This window comes from Bacteroidales bacterium (assembly GCA_023229505.1).
Lineage (GTDB): Bacteria > Bacteroidota > Bacteroidia > Bacteroidales > JAGOPY01 > JAGOPY01.
This window is the reverse complement of record JALNZD010000028.1, coordinates 40,882-55,180: the sequence shown is the minus strand read 5'-3', so window position 1 is coordinate 55,180 and position 14,299 is coordinate 40,882. Positions and strand designations below refer to the sequence as shown.

The 14,299-nt window shown below is 41.5% G+C and carries 14 protein-coding genes; 10 read left to right on the top strand and 4 right to left on the bottom strand.

Annotated features, from left to right (window positions below; genetic code table 11):
* Positions 1-316: 316 nt before the first annotated feature.
* The 4 genes from M0Q51_10960 to M0Q51_10945 all read right to left on the bottom strand — a co-directional run bounded on the left by M0Q51_10960 (position 317) and on the right by M0Q51_10945 (position 3,340).
* Positions 317-535 (bottom strand): hypothetical protein, encoded by a 219-nt coding sequence (locus M0Q51_10960; protein MCK9400497.1) that lies wholly within the window; start codon positions 533-535, stop codon positions 317-319.
* Between the two features lie 677 nt (positions 536-1,212).
* Positions 1,213-2,517 (bottom strand): type II toxin-antitoxin system HipA family toxin, encoded by a 1,305-nt coding sequence (locus M0Q51_10955; GenBank protein MCK9400496.1) that lies wholly within the window; start codon positions 2,515-2,517, stop codon positions 1,213-1,215.
* A gap of 2 nt (positions 2,518-2,519) precedes the next feature.
* Positions 2,520-2,867: a helix-turn-helix domain-containing protein gene (locus M0Q51_10950; GenBank protein ID MCK9400495.1), complete on the bottom strand. Its 348-nt coding sequence runs from the start codon at positions 2,865-2,867 to the stop codon at positions 2,520-2,522.
* A gap of 131 nt (positions 2,868-2,998) precedes the next feature.
* Positions 2,999-3,340: a hypothetical protein gene (locus tag M0Q51_10945; GenBank protein ID MCK9400494.1), complete on the bottom strand. Its 342-nt coding sequence runs from the start codon at positions 3,338-3,340 to the stop codon at positions 2,999-3,001.
* 483 nt (positions 3,341-3,823) lie between these two features.
* Here M0Q51_10945 and M0Q51_10940 point away from each other — a divergent pair, with 483 nt between their 5' ends.
* From M0Q51_10940 to M0Q51_10895, 10 genes are all read left to right on the top strand, one after another.
* Positions 3,824-4,054 carry a hypothetical protein gene (locus M0Q51_10940; GenBank protein MCK9400493.1) on the top strand — a complete coding sequence of 77 codons (231 nt, stop codon included), beginning with the start codon at positions 3,824-3,826 and terminating at the stop codon, positions 4,052-4,054.
* On the top strand, positions 4,051-4,368 hold the full coding sequence (locus tag M0Q51_10935; protein ID MCK9400492.1) for a type II toxin-antitoxin system PemK/MazF family toxin: 318 nt from the start codon (positions 4,051-4,053) through the stop codon (positions 4,366-4,368). The genes M0Q51_10940 and M0Q51_10935 overlap by 4 nt, the downstream gene beginning before the upstream one ends.
* 164 nt (positions 4,369-4,532) lie before the next feature.
* Entirely contained in the window at positions 4,533-5,477 is a 945-nt protein-coding gene (locus M0Q51_10930; GenBank protein ID MCK9400491.1) for a carbohydrate kinase, read from the top strand.
* 60 nt (positions 5,478-5,537) lie between these two features.
* The gene (locus M0Q51_10925; protein ID MCK9400490.1) at positions 5,538-7,268 is read left to right on the top strand and encodes a hypothetical protein; all 1,731 of its coding nucleotides are present in this window, start codon (positions 5,538-5,540) and stop codon (positions 7,266-7,268) included.
* A gap of 135 nt (positions 7,269-7,403) precedes the next feature.
* A complete protein-coding gene (locus tag M0Q51_10920) occupies positions 7,404-9,149 on the top strand; it encodes a M23 family metallopeptidase (GenBank protein ID MCK9400489.1) in 1,746 nt (581 codons plus the stop codon).
* Positions 9,150-9,168: 19 nt separating this feature from the next.
* Positions 9,169-9,684 carry a hypothetical protein gene (locus tag M0Q51_10915; GenBank protein ID MCK9400488.1) on the top strand — a complete coding sequence of 172 codons (516 nt, stop codon included), beginning with the start codon at positions 9,169-9,171 and terminating at the stop codon, positions 9,682-9,684.
* Positions 9,685-9,753: 69 nt separating this feature from the next.
* Positions 9,754-10,599, top strand: coding sequence for a hypothetical protein (locus M0Q51_10910; GenBank protein MCK9400487.1), 846 nt, complete (start codon positions 9,754-9,756; stop codon positions 10,597-10,599).
* A 25-nt stretch (positions 10,600-10,624) separates the two neighbouring features.
* Positions 10,625-12,154, top strand: coding sequence for a glutamine-hydrolyzing GMP synthase (gene guaA / locus M0Q51_10905; protein MCK9400486.1), 1,530 nt, complete (start codon positions 10,625-10,627; stop codon positions 12,152-12,154).
* A 31-nt stretch (positions 12,155-12,185) separates the two neighbouring features.
* Positions 12,186-13,565, top strand: coding sequence for an ABC transporter substrate-binding protein (locus M0Q51_10900; GenBank protein ID MCK9400485.1), 1,380 nt, complete (start codon positions 12,186-12,188; stop codon positions 13,563-13,565).
* Complete coding sequence (locus tag M0Q51_10895; GenBank protein MCK9400484.1) at positions 13,507-14,259, top strand: toxin-antitoxin system YwqK family antitoxin; 753 nt, start codon at positions 13,507-13,509, stop codon at positions 14,257-14,259. Before M0Q51_10900 ends, M0Q51_10895 begins: the two co-directional genes overlap by 59 nt.
* The last annotated feature ends 40 nt before the right edge of the window (positions 14,260-14,299 follow it).

The window sequence follows — 14,299 nt, the reverse complement described above, 5'->3', positions numbered from 1 at the left end:
ATGATTTCATATATGCCTATTTAGGCACAAAAATAAATCAACATTATCCTATTTATCCATCTGATTTAAAATCTTTTAAACAATATTTTGTGAATAACTGTGCCTAAAAAGTGAAAAGTTACGGTTAAATGTACTCTAAATCAAGGGCGCAAGTGCTTGGCACGTGTTATTTGGTTGGTCAGGCCGAACACCTTATAATTTTTGATTTTCCCCCTACCTGGATTGGCAAAATTTGCTATCAGGACTGGTTTTTGAACTGTCTTGCGAAGCAGCTTTAAATAATGAATATTGGCCTGTTAGGGCTTTCATCAAAGATTTATGTAAGGTCTAATGTTATATTTTTTGAATATACTCCTGCTATTTGAATTAGCTCATGTGTAGGTTTAGAATTCGCATTTTTAATTGTGATATGGCTGTTCTTTAATCCAATTGACCCAATTATTTGAATTATCTCATGAGTTGGTTTTTCGGCGGCATCAATAATAAGATTTACCCCAGTTCCAGCAATTTGAATGATTTCGTAAGTAGGTTTCATAAAGATGTTTTTTATTGTTTTAGAAAACCATAAATATACAGTAATCCAATGTGATATGCAAATTTTGAAAGGATATAGTTTCACATTTCTCTAATTTTTTTCGTTTTGGAAAAATTTTTATACTTCAAAATTCCCCGGCTATTTCATTTTATAACCTCAAAACGCACAAAATGGCATCAATAATAAACATTACTCAAAGTACATGAGAGGCCTTAGAAGAGCCCGATAACAAGAATGCGGAATAATATTATGGGTTGCAATAATAAGAATTCTGCGATATAGTAATTTAGGGTTGTAGTTTAATTGTAATTTTAAAACTTAATTTAAAAGTTCCCGCCAAATGATTATTAACAAGCTGATTCTGGGCGATAACCTGGAAATCATGAAAACAATGGATAGTGAATCTGTTGATCTTATATATCTGGACTTTTTTCGAATAATATTGTAGGTCAGTTGAATTTTAAAACTTGGCTGGCGTTTGAATCTGCACCCAAAGGTCCGCACAACCTTGATCCGGAATCAGGATTATTTCCCTTTCGATGATGGGTTGAAGTTTTTCATAAGTCAAATTTTAAATCCCTCCCGTAGCCATCCATGACAATTCAGGGAAATAAGCCGATGCCGTGACCGCAGTCTTTTCAGACTCCACGATGGCAAATAGGTATCTGGTTGGCCTGTTATTTCAGGTTTATGAGGGTTTTTGCAATTTCATCACGAAGCCCGGGTGATACATTTACCTCATCGGCAAATTTCTTCCAGTGATTTACGGTATTGTTAATTTCCTCCACCTGATCTTCGGCCTTTTTATTCTTTATCGACCGGCCAAGGGTCAGGAGGTCTTCCCTGGTTATATCACTCCTTTTGTCATTGATGCTAAGCGCGTGCCGGCTCACCCATTGGTGCCCGAGTTGATAGGCATGGCAGATATCATAAGCCGGAGCCAGTTCCCAAAGGCCATCTTTCCTGAGCCTGAAAGAAAAGTTCTTGGTATGGTCATCGCAATTTCGCGCCAGCACATTGAATACCATTCTCCTGAACATTTGCTCTGCGGTTGGATAAGGCAGTTTTAACTCGCGCATGGTTTGGAAGAGTTGCTCGTAACTGAAACTGGTTACCGCATTGTAGTCGAAGTGTTTAAGGGCACAAAATGTTTGTATATGATGCTTTATGTCGCCGCCCTCACGGTCGAAACGCCTGGTCATAAAATGCGCCCTGCCGTTTTCTTCCAGTAAGCGGGATGGCATCATTTCAATGCCGCAGGCTGTTGCCATGTTATAGTAGGCCATTTCCACCCTTCCGTAGCCATGAGTCGTTCCCAATTGCACATCGCTGACGCCATCCAGCTTTATCAGCATATGTTCAAATCCCTTTGGTGCATTGGTCTGCCCGGATCTGACCTCTCCGGTTTTTTCGTTGTAGGCAATTACAGCTTTTGGCCTTGCCCCACCGGCCGAGGTACCTATCCGCAGGATTTCCATCATGGCCTTTTCTTCGTCCTTCTGCAGGTTGGTGGTGAAAGCCTCTTTTTTGTAAAGCATCTTTTGAGCAATTTCCACCAGGCTTTCCATTTCGATGGAAAATGTCCTTTTCTGCTCTTTTAAAGTGGCCGGTTCAAATTCCAGCGCTCCCATTCCCCGGGTGCCGGTAAAACAAAGCAGTTCAACCGGGTTCAGGCTGTCCGGCGCACGTCCCTGCTGTGCCAGCCACATATTGATAAGCTCATTACCATACTTATCCGGCAGCACATCTGCTAATAAGCCCGGCAGCCCTTTAAAAGTGTCCCATGACGGATCAAGTTTTTTCCGTAAGGCAGGGAATTCAAATTTCGTTTTTTCTGATCTTACCGGCATCTGCAAGGGAGCCAGATCCCAGCCAAGGCTTTTAAATGCCGGATCGTATTCAAAGACAGCCAGGCCTGTAGCTTCATTCCAGGCAACGGCACCGACTAAATTGCCCCATATTTTAACTTCCGCTACGTCCATAGTTACCAATCACTTTGCTGCTTCTTGTCTGATTGTTTCCCCCTGGCTCTTTGCCTTTTTTCTTTTTGCAGTTTCGCCAGCGCCAGAGGACTAATGGTATTTTCAACGGCAAAGGCTTCCATCACGTGCAATTGGTCCAATACCCGCAGGACCTGTATCAGCGTGGCCAGTGTTACGGTTTCACCTCTTTCGAGCAGGCTCAGGGTAGAACGACTGATGCCGGCGGCATTTGCCAGCGTATCCTGGGTTTTGTTTTGCTCCAGCCGATGATGCTTCACAAACGCCCCGATATGTTCCGCCAATGCTTTATCGCTCATCGCAATCCAATTCTTGTATGATAATTCAGTCATAAAGTGGTTTATTGGATGTTAATGCATGATTTACCATGCAAATATAGGCTAATTATTCTGATAAGTCAATTTTTTATATGAATTATCTTGAAAAAAATGATTCCGGCAGAATTTATGAAAGAGGAAAAAATCTACTTGAAATTTTTGTGGAAAGAAGAGGATACTTGTAGATTCCGCACCTCATAATGCTGGGACCGTTGATCAAATCTTGACAGGACCTTCTGAGCTTTTTCCGGAACCACAGCTTTTTCATAATCAGTGCCTGCAAATTCTATGACTGACGAAATGGAATCGAACCACATGATGGTTATGAATTCCACCTCGTTTGCAAGGTTACGTCTAAGGAGCTGGATTCCCTTGTAGCCATTTATTGCCCGATTCTGAATGCCGATAAAGATCTCTTCTTTTAACAGGGTTTCATAAACATCTGCATTCTCGAATGTTGTATAACCGTGCCAGATTCTGCTAATCATTTTACATTATTTTATTTACCATTTATTAAGATACTTTTGCTTACAAGAGTGAGGAAAAAGCTATTTTACACTTTTGCCTACCAATATAGGATTTTATCTGTAAGATAAAAAAATAAACATTGAATTTTCATTAGGTAGATAAGATATTGCTCCCTAAAATTGAACACTCCAAAAAGAAATTATTTACTTAAATGCCTACTTTGTCATCCGGGTTTGATCACATTGCTACTCAATCGTCAGTCGTTTGTCGTTAGTTCCTAAATAAAAATCGAACAAGGGGGACAATTATATATGTATTTGCCAGCATAGGTTTTGCAAAACAGGCAATTGCTCAAGGATATCATGATCAAACATGGATTCATCCAATACGATGCTGAATGGTGGCATTATAATTTCTACAGCTGGAAAAACTTTGAGTGGATGGATATTTCATTTGATGAATTTTAATAATACTTATCTTTGAATAATGCAGATTTAAACGATATGGAAAAAGAAAAAATAATCAAACGAACCGTCCAACGACTGAGATTATTGCCTGATGATAAGCTTAAGGAAGCTGATGATTATATTGAATTTCTCCTGAAAAAATATCAGGAAGAGGTTATACTTCAGAAAGGAATTGAGAAGATGATTGAACACTCGGATTCATTTAAATTCCTGGATAATGAAGAGGACCTGTATTCTGTAAGTGATTTGAAGGAAAAATATAAATGAAAAAAGGAGAAATCATATTATTACCATTCCCGTTTACCGGTTTGAGCGGAGCAAAGACCCGACCTGCATTGGTATTGATGGAAACGGAGTTTGATGTAATTGTTTCTTTTATTACTACGCAAACTAATCTGAAAGAACCTTCTGATATAATTCTTCCTACGGGTAAATTGACAGGACTAAAGAAAGAATCTCTGTTGAGGCTGAATAAAATTGCCACGATAGATAAAGATATTGTATTAGGGAAATTGGGAGAAGTCGATAAAAAAACATTGGATAATGTTAATTTGAATCTAATCAGGCTATTTGACCTTTAATCGATTTATATCAGAAGAGCAGCTTGATATTATTTACCGCTCGGAAGGCCGGAGGAATCCAGCCTTTTTTTATTTACCGCTGAGGCGTTGAGCAGCAGAGTTCCACGCCCCCTTGCCTCCCCGCTTCCCCGCCTCCCCGCTAATCCGAAAATAAACTATTTTTGATGAAGATTAAATCATTCCCCATGCCCACCATCTTCACCCTCGGCGAAACGATATATGACATCATCTTTGAGCAGGGCCAGCCTAAGGCAGCCAGGCCGGGCGGGTCGATGCTGAATACAGCCGTGTCCCTCGGCAGGTGCGGTATGAAGGTGGAGATGATCACAGAACTGGGCCGTGACCAACTGGGACAAATGGTCCTGGATTTCCTGGCTGAAAATGGGGTCTTCACTTCGTTCACCCGGCCGGTTGAGGGTTTTAAAACGCCGGTGTCACTGGCTTTCCTCGATGAACAAGGGAATGCACAGTATTCGTTCTACCAACACTACCCGGAGAACCGGCTTAATATGGCATGGCCGGAAGCGGGCAGGGGAGACGTGGTACTCTTCGGTTCGTTTTACTCCCTGGATCAGGCAATCCGTTCAAAGATCATTTCCTTCGTTAAACAAGCCAGGCAGAACGGAGCAATCATCATTTATGATCCTAATATCCGAAAAAACCACCTGGGGGAGATCAGGAAACTGATGCATCTTGTTGAGGGAAATATCGCCCTGGCGGATATTGTCCGCGGGTCGGATGAGGATTTTGAGAATCTCTTCGGGACAAATAACAACGATGATGTTTTTGCCCGTATCCGGGAAGCAGGATCCAAAGCGGTTATCATTACCCGGAATAAAAAAGGGGTTGATCTTATGACATCTTCCATTAAATTACATGCAGATGTACCGGCAATCCGGCCAAAAAGCACCATCGGTGCAGGGGATGCATTTAATGCAGGGATTATCGTTGGGTTGGTTGGCAGAGGACTGACAAATTCCGACCCGACTCTTATCAGCCTGGATACTTGGAATGAAGTAATTAATTCCGGGATAATTTTTGCATCAGATGTTTGTCAGACCTATGACAATTACATCTCAAATGAAAGAGGAAGAATGGCACACGGATGACACGGATGCGACGGATTTACACGGATTAGATCATCAGTTTTTTTTAAGTAATGAAATGCAATGGGAAAACTTAAGCAAACTAAATTACAAATTTACCTGTCAGGTTTATTTAACCCCATCCTGATAGTATTCAAATCAATTTCACGAAAACATTTTAGCGTACTTATTTTTTTAATTATACCAATTATCTTTCTTTTAAATGCTTCGGTATTTCATTATTACCTGGGCGCATTCTTCCTTAGTAGCGTCGATCCGGAGTATTTTTACTTATACAACGGTATACTAATAGGTGGGGGCAACTTAAGTGTCCAGTTCATTGCGACCCCCGGAATACCCCTGGAATTTTTAATAGCCATTTCTTCCAGGGTTATCAATTTGTTCCAGCCCGGAGATTATGCAAAGGACTTCATTGACGACCCTGAAAAATATATTCATGCAGCAAACCTCTTCATGAATGTTCTGATCGCAATCGTCCTGGTCATTTGCGGCATTTATACAAAGAAGTATTCCGGTTCTCATTTTGCAGGGCTATTATTGCAGTTAAGCCCATTTGGCAACGCATCATTGCTTGGCGTGTCCGGACGCCTGATGCCGGAGGCAATCATGATGATTCCCCTGCTTCTGACCGGTTTAATGATAATAAAAACGATTTATCATGAAGATCGAACTGCTGGCCATTTTACTGATATTGTTCTTTATGGTCTCATAATCGGGTTCGGGATCGCCTGTAAACTTACCTTTATTCCGGTCATATTAATACCCCTGGTTTTATTGCATACATCACTGAGGCAAAAGATTAAGCTGATTTTATACACCATCCTGTTTTTTGCCATTTTTGCATATCCTGTGGTTTTTAATTTTCACAAATTCTGGCAATGGGTATCCGGCCTGTTAATTCATAGCGGGAAGTATGGCGCCGGGGCAAAAGACTTTATAAATTTTTCGACAATACCCGAAAATTTTAAATACTTGTTCAATTATGATAAAATGTTTTTCTTTATTGCGATTTTCTCCTTGTTGCTAAGTGTTGTCTTTTCTTCCAAAGTATTTAAAAATGAAGGATTTACGAATTCAAAGATCATTCGTGCAATATTTGCCGTAAATCTTTCAATCCTTATCAGCATTGCCTTTACGTTAAAGCATTTTGAGCATTATTATTTTATGCCTTTCTATCTATTCAAATATTTAATTGTTTTGTTAAGCATCTTATTGATCATCCAATATCAAAAGATTTCAGGATCAAAAAGATATAAAATCATCACTTTGATTTCCTTCTCAATTTTCATACTTTATGTGACTTATGGACAGGTACTTCAGGTCAGATCTTCAATTACAAGTTACAGCCAGAGGAATGAAATCCTTCAGGAGGAATATAAGAAGATAGTTTCGCTGGTTGAAACGGACAAACCAGTAATCATGACATGTCCGTATTATGGCGCACCTTTTATCGAATTTGCCCACTTTAATGGTTTTATCATGACATACCACCTTAAATTCGGTTTTCAATCATATCTGAAGGAAAAATTTCCTGAAAGCTATCAGTATGTGACATGGTCCGATAAGTTCTATTTCTGGGATGATTTTGTTGATTTTAAAGATATTCTTGATAAAACCAAATCTTCATTCTACATATACATCGGTAAAGATAAAGGGAAGGATCTGGCAGTCATTGAAAACAGAATCTGGCAGGTTTTGGATAGAGATTCTGTCACAAGAAAGGTGCTTTATCATAATACCAAAACAGAAGAACAACTTATTGAAATCATTCTCAACCCGGAAACCTTTGAGTAACTTTGTGGGGAAGAACTAAATTTTTTTTTGAAGTTGTCACGCAAAGTTGCGCAAAGGAGGCGCAAAGTATCGCAAAGAATAGTTATTAAAAAATTCCCGAACTTAAAACTTAAACCTCAACAATCACTTTATACCATGCTTTTCAGATCATTTCCGAAACTTATTATCATTATATTTCTCATCACTGTTACTCAAGTTACTTTCTCTCAGAAATCCTATCCCACTGGCTACTTCCAGCCGCCGGTCGATTTCCGTATGCTTTTATCCGGAACTTTTGGCGAGGTTCGGGCAAACCATTTTCATTCAGGGATTGATATTAAAACCGGGGGAGTGGAAGGCTCGTCGGTCTATGCCATAGCTGACGGGTATGTTTCAAGGATCAAGGTTTCGGCTCTTGGATTCGGGAGAGCGTTATATGTCACCCATTCCAATGGCTATGTTTCGGTATATGCCCACCTGAACCGGTATAACAAGGTTATTGAAGATTATGTAAGAAAAGAGCAATATAGTGAGGAGAGTTTTGAAATTGAACTGTTCCCGTCTTTAGGGGAAATTTTAGTTAAAAAGGGTGAAATCATTGCATATTCCGGTAATTCCGGCTCTTCCGGGGGGCCACACCTGCATTTCGAAATCCGCGATGGCGCCTCACAAAAAATAATTAACCCGCTTCTGTTCGGTTATGTTGTGAAAGATATCTTCCGGCCACGCATCTCGCTCTTAAAAATTTATCCTGAGGATGAAAATGCCCGGGTTAATGGAAATAACCGGAGTTATAGTTATCCTGTGGAAGGGTGGGGAGAAAAGCACCGGTTGAATGTATCCCAGCCCATACATCTTAGCGGGAAAGTCTCTTTTGCCATCCAGGTGAGCGACCAGCAAAATGATACGGATAACAAAAACGGCCCTTATTCGATAGCCCTTTATATCGATAAAGAATTGGCTTATCAGTACAGGATGGAAACCTTTTCATTTGATGAAACCCGTTATGTCAACAGCCTCCTGGATTATGCCGAGTATATGAAAAGTGGTGTGCGCCTGCAGCGGACCAGGATCGATCCGGGGAACAAACTCAGAATTTATAACAAAACCGGGGACCATGGAACTTTCTCCTTCAATGATACACTTCAGCACGGCATTACTTATGAAGTGAAGGATGTGATAGGCAATACCGCGTTACTGACTTTTAAAGTAAAATCAGAGAAACCAGAAATATTAGTTTCAAAGCAATCTTCAACTTCCAATTTTCCAATTTCAAATTTCAATTACAATACATCTAATCATTTTGAAAACACTTCAGTAATATTGGATGCTCCAGCAGGGGTCTTTTATGATTCCTTTCATTTCAAATATGATTCAACCCGCCGGGTTACTGGTACTTTTTCTGCCGTCCAAAGGATACACGACAAATTCACACCGGTCCATGATTATATCACTTTGTCAATCAAGCCCCGTGACCTTCCGGAAAGATTGAGAGATAAAGCTTTGATAGTCAAAATAAATGATGATGGAAAAGGTTTTACATCTGTCGGTGGAAAATGGGAAAGCAACGGTTATGTCAGGGCTAAAATCCGGGAATTTGGCAATTACAGCGTTTCTGTGGATACAATGCCACCTAAGATCAACCCTGTGCAAGCGGAAACATTTAAAAATCTGACCGGGCAAAAAAAAATTAAGTTTATTATCAGTGATGAAATGTCCGGCATATCCACTTACCGTGGTACATTGAACGGAAAATGGGTACTCATGGAGTATGATGCGAAGAATGACCTGTTATTTTACACCATTGACGAGCAATTATTAAAAGGGGAAAATAATATGAAACTCGAGGTCGTTGATATGAAAAACAACCGTAAGATATACCAGGCAATCCTGGTGAGATAAAAATCGATATAATAATAAAATGGATAACCAGTTAAGAGACATACAACTTGAGAAACTGACGGAAAGGGCCAAGGAGCTGAAATGCATGTACAACGTCATTGAAGCTTTGAAGGATGAATCCGCTGAACTGACAACTATTTTTAAGTCTATCCAGGAAGCTATTCCTCCCGGATACCAACACCCGACGGTTTGTGAGGCCCGTATCATCCTGGAAGGTAAACAATATGCATCACTCGATTTTATTGAAACACCCTGGATGCAGCGGGCTGAGATTGTTATCGATAACCACGTATCGGGTGAAATCCAGGTTTGTTACGTGCAGAAAGTAGCTGAAAGTTCCCTGACTTTTCTTCCAGAAGAACAGAAATTGCTCAACGCCATTGCCGATCACTTAAGCCGGTTTATCTTTCACCGGCGGTTAAAGAAAACATTGGAATTATCCCTTTCTTCCGAACATGGTGCAGAACCTAATGGTGATAGTTCATTGTTAAATTATGAATCTGACGAACATTGGAAATGGCGCTACCATGTGTGACAAGCTATGCGGCCATGATTAGCTCTGTGGATAATTCAGCCACACTTTTACGATCAAGGAAACAATAAAATGACCAGGAGTTTCTTCATCTCAGATTTACACGGACATGTTGATCGTTATGAAAAACTGATACGGGAAATCCGCAAACATCAGCCCCAACTGGTATTTTTTGGTGGCGACCTGCTTCCTCATGGAATGCACCGTCATATTGTAGAGGATTTTACTGAGGATTTTCTTTTTCTTCAATTCAGCTCGCTGATGCAGGAAATGGGGGAGGACTATCCCCGCGTTTACCTGATTCTTGGGAATGACGACCCACGGGCAGAGGAAAAAATGTTCGTTGAACTTGGGGAAACAGGCGTCTGGCATTATCTTCATGACCGGAAAGATAACTTTGCCGGCTTCAACTTTTACGGTTATGCAAATGTGCCTCCCACTCCTTTCCGTCTCAAAGACTGGGAGCGTTATGACGTTTCAAGGTATGTCGACCCGGGATGCATTCCCCCGGAGGAGGGCTTCCGGACCATAGAGCCAACGGCAGATCTTGCTTATGCCACAATCCTGGATGAATTAAAGCAATTGACCGGTGACGAACCTATGAAAAAATCCGTTTTCCTGTTTCACTCACCTCCATACAGGACCTTTCTTGACAGGGCAGCTTTGGATGGCCTGATAGTCGACCATGTCCCTATGGATGTCCATGTTGGAAGCATTGCTATCATGCGTTTTATTGAAGAAAGGCAGCCCTGGCTCACGATGCACGGGCATATCCATGAATCTTCACGGATTACCGGGCATTGGCGACAGCTTTTCGGGCAAACCCATTCATTTTCCGCAGCCTGGGATGGCCCGGAGCTGGCCCTGGTGGATTTCGACCTTGAAGATCCTTCAAATGCCCAACGACGGATAATCTGACAGACCTTTTTTCTATCTTTGCCAAATGGAAGAAACTATCCTGATCCTTGATTTCGGTTCTCAATATACCCAGCTGATTGCCCGCAGGGTGCGTGAGCTTAATGTTTACTGTGAAATTCATCCGTATAATAAAATCAACACGATCGGGGAATCGGTCAAAGGGGTTATTCTGTCCGGAAGCCCGGCATCGGTGCGTGATCCTGAAGCGCCTGTTCCAAACCTGGAAAAAATCCGGGGCAGGGTACCGGTATTGGGCGTCTGCTATGGTGCCCAGTTCATGGCCCATTCCGATGGCGGCGAAGTCGCCGCTTCACAAAACAGGGAATATGGCCGCGCAAACCTTTCTTTTATCAATACAAGGAACGAATTGATGAAAGGAATGAGCAGCGGCTGCCAGGTTTGGATGTCGCACGGCGACACCATCCTGCGCCTTCCGCCAAATTTTAAGATTATCTCGAGTACGCAGGATGTTCCCGCAGCCGGTTTCCAGGTTGAAGGGGAAGCAACTTATGGCATTCAGTTTCATCCTGAAGTATATCATTCGACCGAAGGGATGATTTTACTGAAGAATTTCGTCGTCGACATTTGCGGTTGCTCACAGGCATGGACCCCTTCTTTATTTATTGAATCTACGGTCCATGAGTTAAAGGAGAAGTTGGGAAATGATAAGGTTGTGCTGGGATTATCAGGAGGTGTCGATTCATCGGTTGCAGCCGTCCTGCTGGATAAAGCAATCGGGACAAACCTGCACTGTATCTTTGTGGATAATGGTTTGTTGCGGAAAAATGAATTTGAGTCGGTCCTGCATTCCTACAAAGATATGGGATTGAATGTCAGGGGAGTGGATGCGAAAAAGCGTTTTTATTCTGCTTTGAAAGGCATTTCTGACCCTGAACTGAAACGAAAAGCCATAGGCCGCAACTTTATTGAAGTTTTCGATGAAGAAGCCCATCGCATCCAGGATGTGAAGTGGCTGGCCCAGGGAACGATTTACCCTGACCGGATCGAGTCGGCATCGGTAAAAGGACCTTCAGCTACGATCAAATCTCACCATAACGTTGGCGGATTGCCCGATTTCATGAAGTTGAAAGTGGTTGAGCCGTTGCATTCCCTTTTTAAAGATGAAGTCAGGAAGATAGGTGCAGCACTTGGAATGAAAAAAGATTTGCTGAACCGCCACCCGTTTCCTGGTCCCGGCCTTGGTGTCCGCATCCTGGGCGAGGTAACCGAAGAGAGGGTCAGAATACTGCAGGATGTGGATGATATCTTTATCCAGGGATTGAAAAAGAATGATTTGTATAATCAGGTATGGCAGGCGCTGGCAGTTTTGCTTCCGGTAAATTCTGTCGGTGTGATGGGTGATGAGAGGACGTATGAAAATGCTGTTGTCTTGAGGGCAGTGGGTTCTACTGATGGTATGACGGCCGACTGGTCGCAGTTGCCCTATGAATTCCTGGCAAAAATATCCAATGAGATCATCAATAAAGTCAAGGGGGTGAACAGGGTTGTATATGACATCAGTTCAAAACCCCCGGCAACCATAGAATGGGAGTGAAGCCAGTCAATACTTAATCATAACCAGCCAAATGCAAAGGAGACCCTTCATAATCAGTTTATTAATCCAAAGCTTTCTGCTTTGTATAATTATAACAACAAATACACTTTGTGCGCAGGAAGAAACCAGGAAACATGTTGTTCAGGCGCTCGATAATTATTATAGTTTGTCGTTGAAATACGATGTAAGCATTAGTGACCTGAGAAATGAGAACCCGAACATTACCAACCCAAAACCGGGCGATATATTGATCATTCCGGTGCAAGGCTCATTGAAGGAAGAATTGGGTGAAAAAGATTGTGCAAAGTTAAAGAAAAACAGGCATGAAACTTACAGGATAGCCCTGATGATCCCGCTTTCCCTTGAGCAGGTTGCAGATACAGCGTGGATAGAAAGCCTTGAACCATCTAAAATCAACGAAATAAGCTCCTTCCGTTTCATCCAGTTTTATCACGGCTTTATGATGGCGGCGGATTCTCTCAGGCAAGAAGGGCTGGACGTTGAAATCAATGTATATGACGTAGATCAGCAGACTTCCAAGGTATTAAAAGCGATTCAGGACCCGGATTTAAAAAAAATGGACCTGATTTTCGGGCCTTTCTTTAAAAGCACTTTTTCTCATGTGGCTGAATTTGCCCTTGAAAACAAGATACATCTGATTAATCCTTTGTCACCGCGTCCAGATATCCTGCAAGGCAATCCGTATGTTTTTAAGTTGCTGCCTTCGGTTGAATCGCAGCCTGCTTTGCTGGCTGAATTGGTCAGGCAGGATTTTCCGGATCACCGGATCATTTTTTATATAGCCAATAAATTTCAGAATAATGAATTGATAGAACAATTCAGGCAGGCATTAGAAGGGGACAATAAGGCCGGGAAGGAAAAAGTCAGGTTCGTGGATTATGCTACCGACAGCACCCATGGATTCATAGATCATGCTTCGATGGTCAAGCCCAACCTGGTCATCATTTATGCTGAAAATGAAGCTTTGCCTGCAGCCTTGCTCAGTAAGCTCAGTGCGTTCAAAAATGATTATGCCATTACAGTAATCGGACTACCAGAGTGGGAAAAATTCAGCAATATTGAATCAAATTACCTTATAGCACTAAATGCCCATATCTTTATGTCTTCCTATATCGATTATCAGTCTGATAAGGTTAAAGCCTTTATTCTGGCTTACCGGGCAAGGTATATTGATGAGCCTTTGAATTATGCATTTTCAGGGTTCGATGCCGGTTATTTTTTCCTGGGTGCATTATTATATTATGGCAATGATTTTGAAAGATGCCTGAATGAAACCGGGATACCATTAATTCAAAACCAGTTCCATTTTAAACGCAGGGAAAACGGCGGCTATGACAACATTAACTGGAATATATTACAATACTATGAATATTCCTTGCTTCGAAAATAAGCTATTACCGGCTAAACGATTCTTTGAAAATGGAATGCGGTTAATCCCTGTTTTTCTTTTACCATTAATCCTTTTTGTATCATGTCAGAAGGCAGATAAATCTTATTACCGGGATGGCCAGCCTAAATTTATTATCCCTAAAGACAGTCGGGGCAAGATGGATGGGGAAGCGAAGTGGTGGTACGAAAACGGGTCACCGATGCTAACCGCAGAATATAAAAATGGCGAACTAAACGGAAAACTTGCCAGGTTTTATGAAAATGGGAATAAACAGACTGAAGACAGCTACCTGCAAGGCAGATTGAATGGTCTTTCACTGGAAATGGACTTAAATGGAAATGTCTTTTCTGAAAAGACTTATGTGAATGACACGCTGAACGGAATCAGCCGCCAGTTTAACGGAATCGGGCAGGTTACTGAGGAAGGAAATTACAAAAATGGCTATTTTGAGGGAGAATGGAATTACTATGACCGCTTTGGCAATCTGATCGGGAAAGCGGATTTTAATCGGGGAAGCGGGATCAGGAAATCATGGAATGCAAATGGTAAGACCGCTATGACAACGGAATACCATGATAACTTAATTCATGGCAGCGAGACCTGGTATGATGAATTTGGTCAAAAGATCAGGGTCCGCACTTATATTTCCGGTGAAATAGTTTCGGAAAGAATAATACTACCTGGTCAGCAGTGAAATTCTGACGTCAAATAAAAATCTTTTAAAACTTCCTGAT

Bases quoted from the DNA above. Each gene is read 5' to 3' on its own strand.
- guaA (MCK9400486.1), top strand. From the start codon at position 10,625: ATGGAAGAAACTATCCTGATCCTTGATTTCGGTTCTCAATATACCCAG.
- M0Q51_10900 (MCK9400485.1), top strand. From the start codon at position 12,186: ATGCAAAGGAGACCCTTCATAATCAGTTTATTAATCCAAAGCTTTCTG.
- M0Q51_10930 (MCK9400491.1), top strand. From the start codon at position 4,533: ATGAAGATTAAATCATTCCCCATGCCCACCATCTTCACCCTCGGCGAA.
- M0Q51_10920 (MCK9400489.1), top strand. From the start codon at position 7,404: ATGCTTTTCAGATCATTTCCGAAACTTATTATCATTATATTTCTCATC.
- M0Q51_10940 (MCK9400493.1), top strand. From the start codon at position 3,824: ATGGAAAAAGAAAAAATAATCAAACGAACCGTCCAACGACTGAGATTA.
- M0Q51_10945 (MCK9400494.1), bottom strand. From the start codon at position 3,340: ATGATTAGCAGAATCTGGCACGGTTATACAACATTCGAGAATGCAGAT.
- M0Q51_10915 (MCK9400488.1), top strand. From the start codon at position 9,169: ATGGATAACCAGTTAAGAGACATACAACTTGAGAAACTGACGGAAAGG.
- M0Q51_10955 (MCK9400496.1), bottom strand. From the start codon at position 2,517: ATGGACGTAGCGGAAGTTAAAATATGGGGCAATTTAGTCGGTGCCGTT.
- M0Q51_10935 (MCK9400492.1), top strand. From the start codon at position 4,051: ATGAAAAAAGGAGAAATCATATTATTACCATTCCCGTTTACCGGTTTG.
- M0Q51_10950 (MCK9400495.1), bottom strand. From the start codon at position 2,867: ATGACTGAATTATCATACAAGAATTGGATTGCGATGAGCGATAAAGCA.
- M0Q51_10925 (MCK9400490.1), top strand. From the start codon at position 5,538: ATGGGAAAACTTAAGCAAACTAAATTACAAATTTACCTGTCAGGTTTA.
- M0Q51_10960 (MCK9400497.1), bottom strand. From the start codon at position 535: ATGAAACCTACTTACGAAATCATTCAAATTGCTGGAACTGGGGTAAAT.
- M0Q51_10910 (MCK9400487.1), top strand. From the start codon at position 9,754: ATGACCAGGAGTTTCTTCATCTCAGATTTACACGGACATGTTGATCGT.
- M0Q51_10895 (MCK9400484.1), top strand. From the start codon at position 13,507: ATGACAACATTAACTGGAATATATTACAATACTATGAATATTCCTTGC.